Consider the following 17,258-nt stretch of genomic DNA (forward strand, 5'->3'; position numbering starts at 1 on the left):
GGCTACGGGCGGCCGCGGAGGGTCTCGATCTCCCGGCGCTCGCGCTTCGTCGGGCGGCCGGCGCCGCGGTCGCGGATGCCCACCACCGCGGCCTCGACGGGGCTCGGCGGCGGCGGGCTCTTGTCGATCAGGCACTCGGCCGCGACCGGAGCGCCCACCCGCTTGGACACCGGCCGGCGGACCACCACGATCCGCTCCCGCCCGGCGTGGAAGAGCCGTACCTCGTCACCCGCGCGCACGGGCTGCGCCGGCTTGGCGCGTTCCCCGTTGACCTTCACGTGACCCGCCCGGCAGGCGGTCGCCGCCGTCGAGCGGGTCTTCGTCAGGCGCACGGACCAGATCCACGCGTCCACCCGCACGGATCCCGTGTCCGCGCCCGTTGCCGTTCCCGTTGCCTCATGAGCCATGCACCGACTCTAGCGAGGCGGCGCGGGATAGCCGAAGGACTTTCGGCGGATATCACAAGGGGTACGCACCTGCCATGTAGATGACCCCAAGACAATTGCAAATGCGCCACAGATGCCCCTACCTTGTCGCACATGCAGTGTCCCGGCGCAAGGCCGGCCGCCGACCCGACCGAGGAGCACCGACCCATGCCCGCGACCCTGAGCCGGCGCCGTGCCGCCGCAGCGCTGACCGCCGCCCTGCTCCTCCCGCTGGCCGCGTGCGGCAACGGCGGCGGCGGCACCGCTCCCGCCGCCGCGTCCGGCTCCGGCTCCGCCGCGCCCAAGGCCGCGAACCTCACCGTCCTCGCCGCCTCCTCCCTCACGGACGTCTTCAAGACGGCGGGCGCCGCGTACGAGAAGGCCCACCCCGGTACGAAGGTGACCTTCTCGTTCGCCGGTTCGCAGGAGCTCGCGGCGCAGGTCAAGCAGGGCGCGCCGGCCGACGCCCTGGTCACCGCCGACACGAAGACCATGGACGGGCTCAAGGGCGAGACGGGTGACGCAAGGGTCATCGCCAAGAACCGCCTCGTCATCGCGACCGGCAAGGGCAACCCGTTCAAGATCGCCGCCCTCGAGGACCTCGCCGACACCAAGGTCAAGGTCGTGCTCGCCGCGCCCGAGGTCCCCGTGGGCCGCTACAGCAAGGAGATCCTGGACAAGCAGGGCGTCACGGTGAAGCCGGTCTCCCACGAGCCCAATGTCCGCGCCGTGCTCAGCAAGGTCGAGCTGGGCGAGGCCGACGCCGGGCTCGTCTACAGGACCGACTCCGCCAAGTCGGGTGACAAGGTCGTCGCCGTGGACATCCCCGACGCCCAGAACGCGGTCGCCTCCTACCCCGCCGCCACGCTGAGGCAGTCCAAGAACCCCGGCGCCGCTGCCGCGTTCGTGGCCTGGCTGAGCACCCCGGAGGCGCAGAAGATCCTCAAGGATGCGGGCTTCCAGCAGGCCTGATCCGCGCGGACGGGCGGTGTGCGCAAGCGGGCGGCAGGCCCTCCTTGCCATCGCCGCCCGCCGCCGGCCGGCCCCGTACGCTTCCCGCAGCCGCCCCCGAGCCAGGAACACCCCATGAGCAGACCCCGCACCCGCACCCGGCCCCCCGTGACCCTCGCGCTGCCCGCGCTGCTCGCCGTCGCGTTCCTGCTGCTGCCGCTGATCGGCATCCTCACCCGCACCCAGTGGGGCGAGCTCGGCGCCCACCTGGGCAGCCCCGGCGTGGTCGAGGCGCTGAACCTCTCGCTCGTCGTGTCCTTCTGGGCCCTCGGCCTCTCGCTGCTCCTCGGCGTGCCGCTCGCCTGGCTGCTGGCCCGCGTGGAGTTCAAGGGCAAGGCCCTCGTCCGCTCGCTGGTGCTGCTGCCGATGGTGCTGCCGCCGACCGTCGGCGGTGTGGCCCTGCTGCTCGGCTTCGGCCGGCGCGGCCTGCTGGGGCCCTGGCTGGAGGACGCCTTCGGGCTCACCCTGCCCTTCCACACGTCGGGCGCCGTCGTCGCGGCGACGTTCGTGGCGATGCCGTTCCTCGTCATCAGCCTGGAGGGCGCCCTGGGCGGGCTCCGGCAGAGCTACGAGGAGACGGCCGCCTCGCTCGGCGCCCCGCCCGTGCGGGTGTTCTTCACCGTGACCCTGCCGATGGTGGCCCCCGGCCTGATCGCCGGCGCCGCGCTCACCTGGGCCCGCGCGCTCGGCGAGTTCGGCGCGACCATCACCTTCGCCGGGAACCTGCCCGGCACCACCCAGACGCTGCCGCTCCAGGTGTACCTGCTGCTCCAGGACCAGCCCGAGGCGGCGACCTCCGTCTCCCTGCTGCTGCTGGCGATCGCCATGGCCGTACTGATCGCACTGCGCGGCCGCTGGACGGGCGCTCCCGTCCCCCGCAGGCCCGCCGCTGCGCCGGGGGCCGAGGAGCCGTCCGTACCCGCGCCCGCGCCCGCCGGTGAACCGGTGGGGGCCGTACCGGCCGGGGCCGGGCACTGGTCGCTGCACGCCACCGTCACCGGTTTCAACCGGCTCACCCTCGACGCGGAACCGGGCACCACCATCGCCGTCGTCGGCGAGAACGGCGCCGGCAAGACGACCCTGCTGCGCGCCCTCCTCGGCCTGACCCCGCGCGCCCACGCCGACCTCAGGCTGGGGGGCGCGGACGTCACGGCCCTGCCCCCGCACCGGCGGCAGGTCGCCTGGGTCCCGCAGGACGGCGCACTGTTCCCGCACCTGAGCGCCCTGGCCAACACCGCGTACGGGCTGCGCGCCCGCGGGGTGGGGCGGGCCGGCGCCCGTCGCGAGGCCCAGGCGTGGCTGGACCGGCTCGGCGTCGGGCACCTCGCCGCGCGCAGGCCCGCGCAGCTCTCCGGCGGCCAGGCCCAGCGGGTCGCCCTCGCCCGCGCGCTGGCGGCCCGCCCCCGGCTCCTGCTGCTGGACGAACCGCTCGCCGCCCTCGACCAGACGACGCGGGCCCACGTCCGGCACACCCTGCGCACGCACCTGGCCGGGTTCGGCGGGGTCTGCCTCATCGTCACGCACGATCCCGTCGAGGCGGTCTCGCTGGCCGACCGGGTCCTCGTACTCGCCGACGGGCAGACCCTCCAGGACGCGCCGCCCTCCGAGGTGACCCGGCACCCGCGCTCTCCGTGGGTGGCCCGGATGCTGGGGCGCAACGCCTGGCCGGGCACGGCCTCCGCGCACGGGCTGGCCCTGGCCGCCGGGGGCAGCCTCGTCGTCGCCGAGGCGCTGCCCGAGGGGGCTCAGGCCCTCGCGATCATCGCCCCGGAGGCGGTGTCCGTGCACCGGGACCGCCCGGGCGGCAGCCCCCGCAACGTCTGGCCGGGCACCGTACGGGAGATCACGGCGGTCGGCAGCCGGCTGCGCGTGCTGATCGCCCCGGACGAGGCGCCGGACCTGGTCGCGGAGATCACCCCGGAAGCCGCCGCCGAGCTGGGCATCGTCGACGGCGCCCGGGTGTGGGCCAGCGTGAAGGCCACCGAGGTCACGCTCGTACGCCTGTAGGAATCGTTTTGGACCATGTCAGCGGGCTGGCATAGGTTCAGCGGTGCCTGCGCCCGTCAGCAGGCGCCATCCGCATGTCACGCGTTTCCCGTGGGGGGTACACCGTCATGTCCTTCAGCGCTCCCGGCTCACCGCCGCCGGCCGGCCGGCCGCCGTACACCGCGGCCGGCCCGTACCCGGCGCAGACCCATCCGGCCCAGACCCAGCCGGCAGAGCCGTACCCGAGGCAGCCGTACCCCGGGCAGCCCGTGTACCCCGGCCCGCCGCCGCCCGTCGACGTACTGCGCTCCCCCCAGGGCCTCGCGACCGCGCTGACCGCGCTGCTGTCCGTCGCGGCCGCGGTCAACCTGTTCTCGGCCGGCGCCAACCTGTTCGCCTGGACGCTGATGAACGACCTCATCACGGACCCCGACCAGGTCGCGGACGACTCGCTCGACCTGTCGGACGTCCTCACCGCCTTCGCCGGGGGCTTCCAGCTCCTGGCGCTGCTCGGCACGGCGACCGTCTTCATCGTCTGGTTCCACCGTGTGCGCGTCAACGGCGAGATCTTCCGCCCGGACGCCTTCACGCAGGCGCGCGGCTGGGCCATCGGCGCCTGGTTCATCCCCATCGGCAACCTGTTCCTCCCCTTCCGGACCGCGCGGCAGATCTGGGCGGCCAGCACCCAGCTCGGGCCCGACGGCTCCTCCCGCCCGGTCTCCACCGCTCCGCTCACGGCCTGGTGGGTGGTCTGGGTCGTCGCGGCCTGCACCGACCGCGTCTTCGCCCAGATGTACAAGCAGGCCGAGACCCCCGAGGCCGTGCGCGACGCCTCCGTCGTCGGCATCGTCTCCGACCTGCTCATGATCGCCGCCGCCGTGCTGGCCGTCCTCTTCGTCCGCAAGCTCACCGCGATGCAGAACACCAAGGCCGTGCAGGGCCCGTACGCCGCCGGCTGACGTCCAGCAGGCCGATGTCCAGCGGTCCGGCCGTCAGGCCGGTCAGCCGGCGGCCGGCTCCGGGGCGGTGACGGCGAACTCGCACCACACGCGCTTCCCGCCGCCCCGGGGCTCCACGCCCCAGGCGTCCGCGAGCCGGTCCACCAGGAGCAGCCCGCGTCCGGAGACCGCCCAGTCCCCCGCCTCGCGGCGCCTGGGCAGGGCGCTGCTGGAGTCCTCGACCTCGATGCGGATCCGGCCCTCCGCCGTCAGCCGCATGCCGACCTCGGCGCCGCCGTCCGTGTGGATCAGGGCATTGGTCATCAGCTCGTCGGCGGCGAGCTCGATCTCGTCGGCCCGGTCCCAGGCTCCCCAGGCGGCCGCGGCCGCCCGGACCAGGTGCCGGGCCAGCGCCGGGGCCTCCGGGTCGCCGGGCTCCAGCCGCTGGCGCAGCGGGCCGCCGCCGCGCCCGGTGGGCGTGCCGCGGCGGCGCAGGACGAGCAGGGCCATGTCGTCCCCGCCGCCCGAGTCGCCGACCAGGTCGCACAGCACGTCGGCGAGTTCCTCCACGTCGACCGGGCCGCCGCGGACCGCGTCCATGAGCTCCCGCATGCCGGTGTCGGGGTCCGCTCCGGGCCGTTCGACCAGCCCGTCCGTACACAGCAGCAGGGTGTCGCCGGGGTGCAGTTCGAGGCTGGTGACCGGGTAGCCGGAGCCGGTCCCGGACTGGTCGCGGGCCGGCAGGCCGAGCGGAAGGCCGCCGGCCACCTGGATCCGGTGGCAGCTGCCGTCCCCGCGCCGCACCATCGGGTCGAGGTGGCCGGCGCGGACCATCCGGAGCATCCCGGTGGTGAGGTCCACCTCGGCGTACGTGCACGTGGCGAAGCGCTCCGCCTGCAGATCGCGCAGGAAGGCCGAGGCCCGCGCCATGGCGGTGCCGGGGGTGTGCCCCTCGACGACGTAGGCGCGCAGCACGATGCGCAGCTGGCCCATGACGGCGGCCGCGTCCGTGTCGTGCCCCTCCACGTCGCCGATCATGACGCCGACTCGGCCGTCGCCGAGCGGGATCACGTCGTACCAGTCGCCGCCGATGTCCCGCCCCATCCGGGCGGACCGGTACCGTACGGCGATCAACGCGCCCGGGACCTCGGGGATCCGGCGGGGCAGCATGGCCCGCTGGAGGCTCTCCGCGAGGTCGTGCTCCTGCTCGAAGAGCATCGCGCGCTGGAGGCTCTGCGCGATGCCGCTGCCGAGCGCCATCAGCACGTTCCGCTCCTCGGCGGTGAAGTCCCCGTCCCGCTTGTAGAGCAGCCCGAGTGCGCCGATGGGCCGCCCCTGGGCGATCAGCGGCAGGTAGACCCCGCTGCGCACGGCCAGCGGCTCGATGTACGGCCACAGCTGCGGGTAGCCCAGCTGGAACTCCTCGCGCGAGGCGAGGTAGACCGGCTGCATGGTGCGCACGGCCTCGCTCATCGGGAACTGCGCGTCGATGCGCGTGTACTCGATCTCGGGCACGTACGAGCCCAGCTGCCCCTCCGCGACCAGGTGGATGCGGCCGCCGTCCACCACGCCCAGCATCACGCTGACCGCGCCGAGGTGCCCGAGGGCCTCTGGGTCCTTGAGCACGTCGGTCACGTCGTTGACGGTGCGGGCGTGGGCGAGGATGGCCGTGGTCCGCTCGACGACGCCGGTCATCCGGCGCCGTCCCTCGGCCCGCTCCCCGGCCGCGCCGGGCTCGCCGGGGTCGCGGGCGGCGTCGCGCAGGATCCCGATGACGCGGTACGGGCGTCCGCCCGGGCCCCGCATGATGTGCCCCTGGATGTGGAGCCAGGCCAGGGTTCCGTCCCGGCGGCGGCTGCGGACGTAGGCCCCGTAGTGGCTGTGCCCGTCCTCGAGGGCCTCTGCGACGCGGGCCGCGAGCCGGGCCTCGTCGGCGGGCGGGATGCGGGGGCGCAGCCCGGCGGTGGTCCCGTCGAACTCGTCCGGGCGCAGGTCGAGGACCTCGAGGGCGGTCGGATCGAGGAACATCCGCCCGCTGTCGAGGTCCCAGTCGAAGGTGCCCATGCGGTTGAGCGCCAGGCTCGTGTCCGGCCGCGCGGGCCAGTCGACCTCGGGATTCTGTCCCCACTGGGCCATGCAGCCAGCGTCTCACTGTCCGCGACCTTTCTCCTCATATCGAAGGGACACCCGTGGCGGGCAAGGGCTCAGGCGGGGGCGTCGGCGGCCCGACACCCGGGCCGGACACCCCGCTGGGCCGAAGCGCCCCAGCGGGGCAGGCCTGGCCCCTCGCCGCACTCGCCGCCTGCGCCGTCCTCGCGCTCACCGCCGCCGGTCTGCGCCGTGGCCGCGGGCCACGCCTGGCCGGGAGCTGTCCTAGACGTCCGGCGTGGTCGCGTCGTGGACCAGCAGGGCGATCTGGACCCGGTTGTTGAGGTGCAGCCGGGTCAGGATCCGGGACACGTGCGTCTTCACGGTCGGCAGCGCCAGATGCAGTTCCCGCGCGATCTCCGCGTTGGACAGGCCGCGCCCGACCGCCAGGGCCACCTCCCGCTCGCGCCCGGCCAGCGGGGCCAGCCGTTCCCGGGCGGCGGCCGCCCTCGTCTCCCGGCCGGTGCCGGCCGCCACCCGGTCGATGAGCCGACGGGTGACCGCCGGGGACAGCACCGGGTCCCCGGCGGCCACCGTGCGGATCGCCGTCACGATCTCGTGCGGCGGGGTGTCCTTGAGGACGAACCCGGCCGCACCGGCGCGCAGCGCCCGTAGGACGTGCGCGTCGGTGTGGAAGGTGGTCAGGACCAGCACCTCGGGCGCGCCGGGCCGGGACCGCAGCGCCTCGGTGGCGGTCAGGCCGTCGACGCCCGGCATCCGGATGTCCATCAGCACCAGGTCGGGCCGGTACGAGGCGACCAGCGCGGGAACCTCGGCGCCGTCCGCGGCCTCCGCTACGAGCTCGATGTCCGGGGCGCCGCCCAGCATCAGGCGCAACCCGCCCCGGACGATCGCGTCGTCGTCGACCAGCAGTACCCGGACCACCCGCGCCCCTTCCGTGCGTTCAGTCCTGCCAGGGTAGCCAGGCGTCCACCCGGAAGCCGCCGTCCGCGGGACCGGCCGTGAGCTCGCCGCCCGCCAGCCGGGCCCGCTCGGCGAGTCCGACCAGCCCCTGGCCGCCGCCCTCGCCGGAACCCCGATCCGGGCCCGGAAGGGGACCGGGCGGGTGGGTGCTGTGCACCGCCACCGTCAACCGGTCCCCCGGGGCTCCGGCCACCCGCACGTCGACCGTCGCGCCGGGGGCGTGCTTGCGCACGTTGGTCAGCGCCTCCTGCACGATCCGGTACGCCGTGCGGCCCGCCAGCGGCGGCGGCGCGGGCCCCTCGGGCGGCCCGGTCAGCTCGATCCGTCCGCCCGCCGCCCGGGCCTCCGCCACCAGCCGTTCGAGGTCCGCCAGTTCCGGTTGCGGGCGCTCACCCTCCGCGGCGTCGGCGCCCGTTCCCGACCGCAGCACCCCGATCACCTCCCGCAGGTCGTGCAGGGCCAGGTGCGCGCTCTCCCGGATCACCCCGGCGGCCCGAGCGATCTCCGCGGGCGGTGCGCCCGGGTTGTACTCCAGGGCGCCGGCGTGCACGCTCAGCAGCGACAGCCGGTGCCCGAGTACGTCGTGCATCTCGCGGGCGATCTCCTCACGCGCCTCCATCCGGACCCAGTCGGCCCGTGACTCCGCGTCCGCCTCGGCCAGTTCGGCCCGTTCCCGCAGCGAGGCGATGAGCTGCTGCCGGGACCGCCGGAACAGGCCCCAGCCGACGGCCCCCGCGATGAGGGCGAAGTACGTCACCGCCGCGCCCGCCCGCTCGTCGGGCATGTCCGGCAGCTGCCACAGGAAGACGGGGAGCGGGGCGAAGGCCAGCGCCGCCACCCACGCCGTGACCCGCCAGGGCCGGGTCGCGGCCACCGTGAACACCGCCACCAGCGCCGGGCCGGTCAGGTAGTGCGCCTGGGTGCCCGCCAGGAGAAGCACCACCGCGAGCTGCACCGGCCACCGGCGCCGCAGCAGCACCGCCGCGCAGGCCAGTCCGCCGGCCGCCCGGTCGGCGGCGCGCCACGCCGGGCCGATGCTCTCCGCCACCGGGATGGACTGCGAGCTGACGGCCGCGAAACAGGCGGCGAAGAGGACCAGGGCCAGGTCGGCGGCCCAGTCCCGGCGGGTGCGGTGGATGCGGCGCATGTCCCGGAAATCTACGCGGGCCGGGCGCCGACCGGCTGCCCGCGCGGCGAACCGCATACTTAAGTAGCGCCCGCGGACACCCAACGGCCGATCCGCGTCCGGGCGCCGCCCGCCTACCGTCGGAGCATGACCTCAACCTCACCGAAATCCCCTGTGACGGCCGTGTCGGGGCTGCTCTCCTTCATCCTGATCGTCGGGGGCGCGAGCGGCCTGCTGCACGAATGGCTCGGCTGGATCCACTTCATGGGCTTCGTCCGCTTCCTCGTGCCCGAGGGCTACGAGGTCTACGGCTACGTGCTGATGGCGGTGCTCGGGCTCGCGGTGGGCGCGGCGGGCGACGCGCTCGCCGGGCGCCGGCGGCGTACGTAGGAGGCTCACAGGCCGGGGCCGCCTCCCCGAGTGGGGGGGCGGCCCCGGCGGGCTGCTATTCCTCAGGCTGGGCCGGACCGGGGGCGGGCACCTCCGGGGCGGGCACCTCCGGGACGGGCAGCTCCGGCGACGGCTGCGGGAGCGGCCCCGAGGGCGGCGCGGGCGGCGGCGACGGGGGCTGTGCAGTCGGCGGCGGGAGCGGCACCGTCGGCACCTGCACCTCGGGCGACGGCGACGCCGGGGGCGGCAGGGACCGCTGTGGCGGCGTACGCCGCTCGGTCGGCGGCACCGAGGTCGCGGGCCCGACCTCCTCGGTGGGGGAAGGCGAGGGCGACGGCGAGGGCGACGGCGACGGTGACTCCGTGGGCGAGGGCGACGGGGACTTCGCCGGGGAGTCCGTGGGGGACGGCGAGGGTGAGGGCGTCGGTGACTCCGTGGGCGACGGTGACTCCGTCGGCGAGGGCGACGGGGACTTCGCCGGGGAGTCCGTGGGGGACGGTGACGGGGACTCCGTGGTCGTCACGGTCGGTGTCGGCGTCACGGTCGGCGTCGGCGACGTCGGCGTCACGGTCGGCGTCGGCGACGTCGGCGTCACGGTCGGCGTGGGGTGCGTCGGCGTCACGGTCAGCGTGGGGTGCGTCGGCGTCACGGTCAGCGTGGGGTGCGTCGGCGTCTGGTGCGTCGGCGTGATCGGCGGAGTCGGTATCACGGGCGGCGGCACCTGCCTGTCCCGCTTGCCGTGGTGGTCGCCGCGGTCCCGCTCGTACCAGTGCCGGACACGCTGGTCGTAGATCACGAACTTGTTCACGATGGTCACCGACGGTGCGATGACGACCACGCGCGCGGGCTGGTACGAGTTCCACACCTGCCCGAAGCGCTTCGGATTGGCCTGGAGCGCCACCGGCGGCCCGAGCGGGTTCCCGCAAGCGCACCGCACCCGCGGCACCCCTCGGTCGTCCACGAGCACCGCCGTCCCGGCCTGCAGCACGGCCTGGTAGGGGTTGACCTTGCCGTCCCGGAAGCCGTGGTTCGTGACCCGGGTGTCCATCCGCAGCTGCACAGGGGTGAGCGAGCGGAGGTATCCGGGGACGGCCGCCGGCTGGATGCCGAGGGCCGAGGCGAAGGCGCTGTTCTTGGCCGGTTGCGCGGACAGCGACTTGATCTGCTTCTCGACGTCGCAGCTGGCGACGTTCTTGGCGCCCGCGTACACCCCCGGCGAGGCCCCGCTGACGGTCCGGGTGCCCGGGGGGGCGGTGGTGCCCGGGGCGGTCGGCGTCCTGCCCGGCGGCGGCGTCGCGGTCGGGCGCGGGCTCTCCGGCGGCGGTGTGGCCTCGCTGACCGCGGAGGACTCGGTGAACGGGTCAGGGCCCGAGGCGGCGACCGGCTGGAGGAACACCTCGCCGGCCTGGGCCGTACCGCTGGGCCGGGTCAGCACCACGGCCAGGGCGACGGCCGCCGCGACCGCTACGAGCGCGGTGGCGAGCCGGGGTACGGATCGCCACCACGGGCCTTTGGCCGGGCCGCCGGGCTCGCCCGGGCCACCGGGCGGCGCCGACGGGGGTGGGGGCGGTGGAGGCCCCTGCTGCCCGCCCGAGAGCGGGCCCGATGGCGGCCCGGTGGGGCGCTCTGACGAGGGCGGTCGGCCGGAGGGTTGCGTGGTCACGGGCTCTCCTTCACAGGAGGAGTGAGTTCCCTGTGGACCATTGTGTGCGCCATCCGAGTGGTGCCCGCAAGCCGAGAGTGCCACGGTTGCAGGGTGAGCCAGACACCGAGATCACCGTCGTCCAGGGGCTCCGCGGGAGCCTGGCGTGATGCTCTCCTCGCCGTAGTGGCGGCCTTCGCGGTGATGGCCGCGGTCGCCGCGGCCGGTCTCGCGCTGGCGGGCGCGGGCGATCTGCCGGGCGGTGCGTTCCCCCGCGTGGTCGCCGCGGTCGTCGTGATGGCGGCCGGCGGTTCGGTCGAGGTGTCGGGGGGCGCAGGCTTCCTGGCGGGGGCGGATGCGAGCCTGTCGGTGCTCCCGCTCTCGGTGAGCCTGGCCGGCGCCCTCATGGCCGGCTACTGCTTCCTGCGGCCGCTGCACAACAGGGCGGTGGCCGGGCCCCGCGAACTCCTCGGCCGGGCTGCTCCGTTGACCCTGCTGTGGCTCCTCGCGCTGACCGGCGCGGCACTCCTGGCCCGGCAGACCTTCGGGCTCACCACCGGCGACTCCCCCATCGGGGTGATCGGCGAACTCCTCGACTCCGCCCCGACCGTGGGCTTCCGGGCGGACCTGCCCGCCACGCTCGGCTTCGGACTGCTGTGGATCCTGGGCCTGCTGCTGGTCGCCCTGCTCGTGTCCCGCCGCGCACCGCTCCCGACCGGGTTGGTCCGCTTCCACGCGGCGGTGCGCCCGGCGGCCTTCGCCACGGTCGTGCTGCTCCTCGCGTACGTCGTCCTCGGCATCGGGGTCGGCGTGGTGGTGGCCGCCACCCAGGGCCACGCCGACCGGACCCTGGCCGTGATCCTGCTGGGCCTGCCGAACCTGGCCTGGCTCGCACTCACCCTGGGCTTCGGCGGCGCGTGGGAGGGCAGGGTCGAGGGCCCCTTCGGGCTGCCGATGCCGCAGCTGCTCGACCAGGTCCTGCGCGGCTCCGACCTGTCCACGGTCGACGCGGCCTCGCTCGCGGAGCGCGACGCCCGGGCGTGGTGGCTGGTGGCGGTGGCCGCCGTGCTGCTGCTCGGCACGGGCGTAGTGGCGGCCGTACGGTCCCCCGCGCACGTCCGCCCCTGGCAGCACGCCCTGCATCTGGGTGTGGCCCTGGCCCTGGCGACCCTGACGGTCTGCCTGCTGGCGCGGGTCCAGGCGCAGTTCGGCCTGTCGCTGCTGGGCATCGGCGGGGCGGACGGTCTCGGCGGCACCGTGGAGCTCACCCCGGTCCTGTGGCGCACGGTCGGCCTCGCCCTCCTCTGGGGGGCGGTGGCGGGCTTCCTCGGCGGCCTCCTGGCCCGCCCGCTCCACCACCTCGGCCGCGTGGAGGAACCCGCCGCGGCCCCGCGCCCTTAGGTGTCCTCAGGTGTCTTCACGTGTGCTCCGGCGTCTTCCGGCGTCCGTCCGAACACCGGAAGCGCCCATGCCGGAGGCGGCGGGGGCACGGCGCTCGACGGGGACGGCGCGCGCGGCGGCGGCTGGACGCGGGACGCGCCGGCGCGGCGAAGGGCCCCGGTGAATTCCAGGCAGGTGCTCCAGCGGTCCTCCGGGGACTTGGCCAGTGCCTTCGCCAGGACCTCGTCCACCGCCGCCGGCAGCCCGGGCCGCCGGGAGGTCAGGGCGGGCGGCGGATCGTACTGGTGGGCCCACAGCAGGGCCATGTCGTCGTCCCGCTCGAACGGCGGGCCTCCGGCGAGGGTCTCGTAGACCACGCACCCCAGGCTGTACACGTCGCACCGGCCGTCCACCGGCTTGCCGGAGATCTGCTCCGGCGCCACGTAGTCCAGGGTTCCGACGAACTGCCCCACGCTCGTGAACCCGGTCAGGGACAGCGACTTCTTCGTCAGTCCGAAGTCCGTGAGGTACACGTGTTCGGGATGCTCGCTGTCCGTGCCCTGCGCGACCAGGATGTTGCCCGGCTTCACGTCCCGGTGCACCAGGTCGTGGTCGTGCGCGGCGTCCAGCGCCGAGGCGACCTGCCCCGCGATCCGCGCGGCCGTGTCCACCGGCAGCGGCCCGGTGCGGTTGAGCATCGCCCGCAGGTCCTGACCGGCCACGTAGCGCATCGCGATGTACAGCAGCCCGTCCGTCTCCCCCGCCTCGAAGACGGGCACGATGTGCGGGTGGTCGATGGCCGCGGCCACCTTCGACTCATGGGCGAACCGCTGCCTGAAGGTGTCGTTCCGGGCCAGTTCGGGGGCCAGTAGCTTGAGCGCCACCGTCCGGTCCAGGCTCAGGTCGTGCGCCCGGTAGACGACGGCCATCCCGCCGCGCCCGATCTCGCTCTCCACCACGTACCCGGCGATGCGCTTCCCGCGCAGGTCGGAGGGGCGCCCGCCGACCGGATCCGGGTCCGGCCCCATCACTCGCCGCCGGGCTCTGGCTTGTCGACGATGCGGGTCGGGGCGTGCCCCACGGCCTGCCCGGGCTCCACGCCGACCCGGTCCGCGACCGGGTCGGACGGCGCCCGGGCCGCCGCGCCGGGCGAGGCCCCCGGCCCGGCGACGGCGGCGTAGGTCACCAGGCGGGTGCCGTCGCCGTACATCCACCGTCCGGCCGACTCGTCGTAGAGCCACACGGACTCCCCGTCGATGACGATCCCGGCGCGCAGTCCCCGTACCGACCGGCGGAAGGCCTCGCTGTCCGTACGCCCCGCGGCGAGTTCGGCGACGGCCTGCCGGTAGCGCTCCAGGGCTTCGGCGCTGCGCTCGAGCTGCGGGCGGGGGTCCTCGGTGCGCCCCGGGGGCCGCCCTTCCGCGGTCGGCGGCGGCTGCGGTACGGAGACCAGCAGCCGCCCGTCCACCCATGCGGACCAGCCGTTGGCGCACAGGACCTCGCCCCAGTCGCCGCGCCGGGACAGCAGCTGTACGGGGAGGAAGGCGTCGAGGGGCACGGTGGGGCGGGACACGTCCGGGCTCTCCCACGCGGGCAGGCCGTCCTGCGGCACCACGTGGGTGGGGTGGAAGTCCCCGACCCCCTCGGGGAAGCTCATCGCCGCGGCTGCTTCCGCATGACGGCCGGTTCGTGCCGGCGCAGCAGCCGGGACACCAGGAGGCCGAACAGCACGGACAGGACCGGCAGCATGCACATGCTGAGCAGCCACACGCCGGCCGCGTGCTCGAAGATCGGGTCCTGGGTGAGTCTGCCCGGGACGATCGCACCGAGCCCGATGGTGCCGCCCATCGCGCCCATCGCCCACCGGGCGGGCGCGAGCCACGCCACCTGTTCGAGGACGGCGACGTCGTAGAGCTTCAGCAGGGTGCCGCAGAAGACGACCTGGACGATCGCGAGGAGGACCAGCAGCGGCATGGTGACCTCCTCCTTGCGTACCAGGGCGGAGATCAGCAGTCCGAGCATCATCGCGGTGAAGGACAGCAGGGCGACGGCCAGGGTGATCTCGATCAGCGGTGGCATGAGGACGCCCTTGCCGTCCGGGGCGTTGAGTTTCACTCCGCCGAGCGCCACGAGGGTCAGCACCACGGCCTGGCCGACGGTGATCGCGCCGAGCACCACCACCTTGGACATCAGATAGGCGGAGCGGGACAGCCCGACGGCGCGTTCGCGCTGGTAGATCACACGTTCCTTGACGAGTTCGCGGACCGCGTTGGCGGCGCCGGTGAGCACTCCGCCGATGGTCAGGATGAGCAGGGCGTTCAATGCCGTCTCGGCGGTGAGGCTGCTCCCGGCGAGCGCGCGGGCCATGGCCCCCATCATGAACGGCAGCGCGACCATGATGATCAGGAAGGTGCGGTCGGCGCCGAGCACGGCGGCGTACCGACGGATCATGGTGGACAGCTGGGAGCCCCAGCTCTGCGCCTTGGGCGGGGGCAGGGGCGCGGGTCGGGAGGGGCCTGCGGCCTCCCCGGCCTCCCCCGCATGTGCCGGCGAGCGTGCCTCCCCTGCCGCCGCGGCGAGGCGCGGCTGGCGGGCGGTGACCTCGACGTAGCGGCGGTGGGCCGGCGAGGCGCGGTAGGCCCCCGCCCAGTCGCGGTCCTGCTGTGTCTCGAACGCCTCGAAGGCCTCCGGCCACTGGTCGAAGCCGAAGAAGTCCAGGGCGTCCTGGGGCGGGCCGAAGTAGGCGACGCGGCCACCGGGGGCGAGGAACAGCAGCCGGTCGCAGACGTCGAGGCTGAGCACGCTGTGGGTGACCACGATCACCGTGCGGCCGTCGTCGGCGAGCCCGCGCAGCATGTGCATGACCGAGCGGTCCATGCCGGGGTCGAGGCCGGAGGTGGGTTCGTCGAGGAAGAGCAGGGACGGCTTGGTGAGCAGTTCGAGGGCGACGGAGACCCGCTTGCGCTGGCCGCCGGAGAGGCTGTGGATGGGCTGGTCGGCCCGCTGGACGAGGCCGAGCTCACGCATCACCTCGTCGACCCGGGCCTCGCGCTCGGCCTTGGCGGTGTCCTGCGGGAAGCGCAGTTCGGCGGCGTACACGAGGGCGCGGCGGACGGTGAGCTGGGCGTGCAGGATGTCGTCCTGGGGCACGAGGCCGATGCGGCTGCGCAGCTCGGCGTAGTCGCGGTAGAGGTCGCGTCCGTCGTAGAGGACGGTGCCCCGGTCGGCGGGGCGCAGGCCCGTGAGCGCGCCGAGCAGGGTGGACTTGCCGGCGCCGCTGGGGCCGACGACGGCGAGCAGGCACTTGGCGCCCACGGGGAAGGAGACGCCGTCCATCAGCGTCTTGCGGCCGCGGTCGACGGCGACGGTGAGGTCCTGGACGTCGAGGGAGACCTCGCCCGTGTCCACGTACTCCTGGAGCTGGTCGCCGACGAGGCAGAAGGCGGAGCGTCCGATGCCGACGATGTCGCCCTCGGTGAGGGGCGCGGCCCGTTCCACGCGGGCGCCGTTGAGGTAGGTGCCGTTGTGGCTGCCCACGTCGGCGATCTCGTAGGAGCCGTCGGCCAGGGCGCGCAGTTCGGCGTGGCGGCGGGAGACGATGAGGTCGTCGATGACCAGGTCGTTGTCGGGGGCGCGGCCGATCCGGACGGCGGCCCGGGCGGGCAGCGGACGTACCGTCGTGGGCTGCCGGAAGGTGCCGGTCATGCCCGGGTTCGAGACGCGGGACGGCCGGGCGTCGGCCGACACGGCCGGGACGTCGGCGAGAACGGCGCGCGGGCCGTCGTCGGCGCTGCCGAAGCGCAGTTCGCTGCCGGGGCCGACGATCCACTCGTGGACGCGGTGGCCGTCGGCCCACGTGCCGTTGGTGCTGCCCTCGTCCTCCACCGTCCAGTGGTCGCCGTCGGGGCGCAGGACAGCGTGGTGCCAGGAGACGCGCGCGTCCTCGAGGCAGATCTCGCAGAGGGGGTCGCGGCCGACGTGGTAGCTCCGGCCGGGGCTCATCCTCGTGGAGCCCCGGTCGGTCTCCAGAACGAGCTCGGGCGCGGTCGGCACACTGGGGCGCTGGACCATGAGCAGATTTTCCCACGATCCGGACGCCGCGGCACCGGCCAGGCATCACCGCAGGTCAGAGGCCTCTTAAGGGTAATGACAACGGTCCCCGTTGCAGCCTTTGCCCATCTCGCCGGGGTGCGCTTCACTTCACGCGACGGAAACCGAACAAACGGGGGACGCCATGAGCGGGCACGACCACGACCATGCGCTCGACCACGACCACGGGCACGCCGAGGGCCACGGCCACGGCCACGGCGGGCACAGCCACGGCGTCGCGGCCGGCGCCGACCGCCGCTGGCTGGCCATCGCGCTGGGCCTGATCGGCGCGTTCATGGCCGTCGAGGTGGTCATCGGTGTGATGGCCCACTCGCTGGCCCTGATCTCCGACGCGGCCCACATGCTGACCGACGCCGTCTCGATCGTCCTCGCGCTGATCGCGATGCGGCTGGCGGCCCGGCCCGCGCGCGGCGGTTTCACGTACGGCCTCAAGCGGGCGGAGATACTCTCCGCCCAGGCCAACGGGCTGACCCTGCTGCTGCTGGCGGTCTGGCTGGCGTACGAGGCGGTGCGCAGGCTGATGGACCCGCCGCCCGTGGAGGGCGGGCTGGTGCTGGTGACGGCGCTCGCGGGCATCGTCGTCAACGTCGCCGCGGCCTGGTGCATCTCGCGGGCGAACCGGTCCTCTCTCGCCGTGGAGGGCGCCTACCAGCACATCCTCAACGACCTGTTCGCGTTCATCGGCACCGCGGCAGCCGGTCTGATCGTGCTCACCACCGGGTTCCGGCAGGCCGACGCGATCGCCACCCTCGTGGTGGTGGTGCTGATGGTCAAGGCGGGCTACGGGCTGGTCCGCGAGTCCGGCCGGATCTTCCTGGAGGCCGCGCCGGCGCATGTGGACCCGGACGCCGTGGGCGACCGGCTGGTCGGCCACCCGCCGGTCACCGAGGTGCACGACCTGCACATCTGGACCATCACCTCCGGGCAGGCGGCCCTCTCCGCGCACGTGCTCGTCGAGCCGGCGGGCGACTGCCACGCGGTGCGCCGGGACCTGGAGCGGCTGCTGGCCAAGGAGTACGGGATCACGCACACCACCCTCCAGGTGGACCACGTACAGGACTCGCTCCTCACGGTCGGCCGCGCCGGCCAGGACGCGGGGGATCCGCACTGCGCGGACGCGCACGGCCCGGTCCACCGGCAGGGCCCGCACGACCACTGAGCGCCCGCCACCGACCCAT

13 protein-coding genes and 1 pseudogene are annotated in these 17,258 nt (G+C 74.6%); 6 read left to right on the forward strand and 8 right to left on the reverse strand.

Annotated features, from left to right (window positions below; all coding sequences use genetic code 11):
* Positions 1-2: 2 nt before the first annotated feature.
* Entirely contained in the window at positions 3-407 is a 405-nt protein-coding gene (locus tag ACIPUC_RS09800; RefSeq protein WP_446588163.1) for an RNA-binding S4 domain-containing protein, read from the reverse strand.
* Positions 408-593: 186 nt separating this feature from the next.
* Here ACIPUC_RS09800 and modA point away from each other — a divergent pair, with 186 nt between their 5' ends.
* The 3 genes from modA to ACIPUC_RS09815 all read left to right on the forward strand — a co-directional run bounded on the left by modA (position 594) and on the right by ACIPUC_RS09815 (position 4,381).
* Complete coding sequence (gene modA / locus ACIPUC_RS09805; RefSeq protein WP_446588165.1) at positions 594-1,397, forward strand: molybdate ABC transporter substrate-binding protein; 804 nt, start codon at positions 594-596, stop codon at positions 1,395-1,397.
* Positions 1,398-1,511: 114 nt separating this feature from the next.
* The gene (locus tag ACIPUC_RS09810; protein WP_446588167.1) at positions 1,512-3,443 is read left to right on the forward strand and encodes an ABC transporter permease; all 1,932 of its coding nucleotides are present in this window, start codon (positions 1,512-1,514) and stop codon (positions 3,441-3,443) included.
* A 107-nt stretch (positions 3,444-3,550) separates the two neighbouring features.
* Positions 3,551-4,381, forward strand: coding sequence for a DUF4328 domain-containing protein (locus ACIPUC_RS09815; RefSeq protein WP_446588169.1), 831 nt, complete (start codon positions 3,551-3,553; stop codon positions 4,379-4,381).
* Positions 4,382-4,423: 42 nt separating this feature from the next.
* On the opposite strand, the gene ACIPUC_RS09820 is transcribed toward ACIPUC_RS09815, so the two are convergent.
* From ACIPUC_RS09820 to ACIPUC_RS09830, 3 genes are all read right to left on the reverse strand, one after another.
* Entirely contained in the window at positions 4,424-6,496 is a 2,073-nt protein-coding gene (locus ACIPUC_RS09820) for a SpoIIE family protein phosphatase (protein ID WP_446588171.1), read from the reverse strand.
* Between the two features lie 237 nt (positions 6,497-6,733).
* Positions 6,734-7,393 carry a response regulator transcription factor gene (locus ACIPUC_RS09825; RefSeq protein WP_446588173.1) on the reverse strand — a complete coding sequence of 220 codons (660 nt, stop codon included), beginning with the start codon at positions 7,391-7,393 and terminating at the stop codon, positions 6,734-6,736.
* Positions 7,394-7,412: 19 nt separating this feature from the next.
* The gene (locus ACIPUC_RS09830; protein WP_446588175.1) at positions 7,413-8,579 is read right to left on the reverse strand and encodes a sensor histidine kinase; all 1,167 of its coding nucleotides are present in this window, start codon (positions 8,577-8,579) and stop codon (positions 7,413-7,415) included.
* 126 nt (positions 8,580-8,705) lie between these two features.
* Between ACIPUC_RS09830 and ACIPUC_RS09835 the strand changes: the two genes are divergently transcribed.
* Positions 8,706-8,948: a hypothetical protein gene (locus ACIPUC_RS09835; RefSeq protein WP_446588177.1), complete on the forward strand. Its 243-nt coding sequence runs from the start codon at positions 8,706-8,708 to the stop codon at positions 8,946-8,948.
* A gap of 346 nt (positions 8,949-9,294) precedes the next feature.
* On the opposite strand, the pseudogene ACIPUC_RS09840 reads toward ACIPUC_RS09835, so the two are convergent.
* A pseudogene (locus ACIPUC_RS09840) lies at positions 9,295-10,611 on the reverse strand (DUF6777 domain-containing protein); the annotation flags it as partial.
* Between the two features lie 93 nt (positions 10,612-10,704).
* Here ACIPUC_RS09840 and ACIPUC_RS09845 point away from each other — a divergent pair.
* Positions 10,705-11,991, forward strand: a complete 1,287-nt coding sequence (locus ACIPUC_RS09845; RefSeq protein ID WP_446588179.1) for a streptophobe family protein — start codon at positions 10,705-10,707, stop codon at positions 11,989-11,991.
* Here the strand turns inward: ACIPUC_RS09845 and ACIPUC_RS09850 are convergent.
* From ACIPUC_RS09850 to ACIPUC_RS09860, 3 genes are read right to left on the reverse strand one after another with little or no spacing between them, the layout of a single operon-like run.
* Positions 11,988-12,998 (reverse strand): serine/threonine-protein kinase, encoded by a 1,011-nt coding sequence (locus ACIPUC_RS09850; protein ID WP_446588181.1) that lies wholly within the window; start codon positions 12,996-12,998, stop codon positions 11,988-11,990. The two genes, ACIPUC_RS09845 and ACIPUC_RS09850, sit on opposite strands and share 4 nt — an antisense overlap.
* Entirely contained in the window at positions 12,998-13,627 is a 630-nt protein-coding gene (locus tag ACIPUC_RS09855; protein ID WP_446588183.1) for a hypothetical protein, read from the reverse strand. Before ACIPUC_RS09855 ends, ACIPUC_RS09850 begins: the two co-directional genes overlap by 1 nt.
* Positions 13,624-16,041, reverse strand: coding sequence for an FHA domain-containing protein (locus ACIPUC_RS09860; RefSeq protein WP_446588185.1), 2,418 nt, complete (start codon positions 16,039-16,041; stop codon positions 13,624-13,626). Before ACIPUC_RS09860 ends, ACIPUC_RS09855 begins: the two co-directional genes overlap by 4 nt.
* A gap of 163 nt (positions 16,042-16,204) precedes the next feature.
* Here ACIPUC_RS09860 and ACIPUC_RS09865 point away from each other — a divergent pair, with 163 nt between their 5' ends.
* Positions 16,205-17,239, forward strand: coding sequence for a cation diffusion facilitator family transporter (locus ACIPUC_RS09865; RefSeq protein ID WP_446588187.1), 1,035 nt, complete (start codon positions 16,205-16,207; stop codon positions 17,237-17,239).
* The last annotated feature ends 19 nt before the right edge of the window (positions 17,240-17,258 follow it).

The organism is Streptomyces sp. LARHCF249, from assembly GCF_052871255.1.

Coding starts and splice junctions, on each gene's coding strand:
- ACIPUC_RS09800 (WP_446588163.1), bottom strand. CDS start 407: ATGGCTCATGAGGCAACGGGAACGGCAACGGGCGCGGACACGGGATCC.
- modA (WP_446588165.1), top strand. CDS start 594: ATGCCCGCGACCCTGAGCCGGCGCCGTGCCGCCGCAGCGCTGACCGCC.
- ACIPUC_RS09810 (WP_446588167.1), top strand. CDS start 1,512: ATGAGCAGACCCCGCACCCGCACCCGGCCCCCCGTGACCCTCGCGCTG.
- ACIPUC_RS09815 (WP_446588169.1), top strand. CDS start 3,551: ATGTCCTTCAGCGCTCCCGGCTCACCGCCGCCGGCCGGCCGGCCGCCG.
- ACIPUC_RS09820 (WP_446588171.1), bottom strand. CDS start 6,496: ATGGCCCAGTGGGGACAGAATCCCGAGGTCGACTGGCCCGCGCGGCCG.
- ACIPUC_RS09830 (WP_446588175.1), bottom strand. CDS start 8,579: ATGCGCCGCATCCACCGCACCCGCCGGGACTGGGCCGCCGACCTGGCC.
- ACIPUC_RS09835 (WP_446588177.1), top strand. CDS start 8,706: ATGACCTCAACCTCACCGAAATCCCCTGTGACGGCCGTGTCGGGGCTG.
- ACIPUC_RS09850 (WP_446588181.1), bottom strand. CDS start 12,998: ATGGGGCCGGACCCGGATCCGGTCGGCGGGCGCCCCTCCGACCTGCGC.
- ACIPUC_RS09855 (WP_446588183.1), bottom strand. CDS start 13,627: ATGAGCTTCCCCGAGGGGGTCGGGGACTTCCACCCCACCCACGTGGTG.
- ACIPUC_RS09860 (WP_446588185.1), bottom strand. CDS start 16,041: ATGGTCCAGCGCCCCAGTGTGCCGACCGCGCCCGAGCTCGTTCTGGAG.
- ACIPUC_RS09865 (WP_446588187.1), top strand. CDS start 16,205: ATGAGCGGGCACGACCACGACCATGCGCTCGACCACGACCACGGGCAC.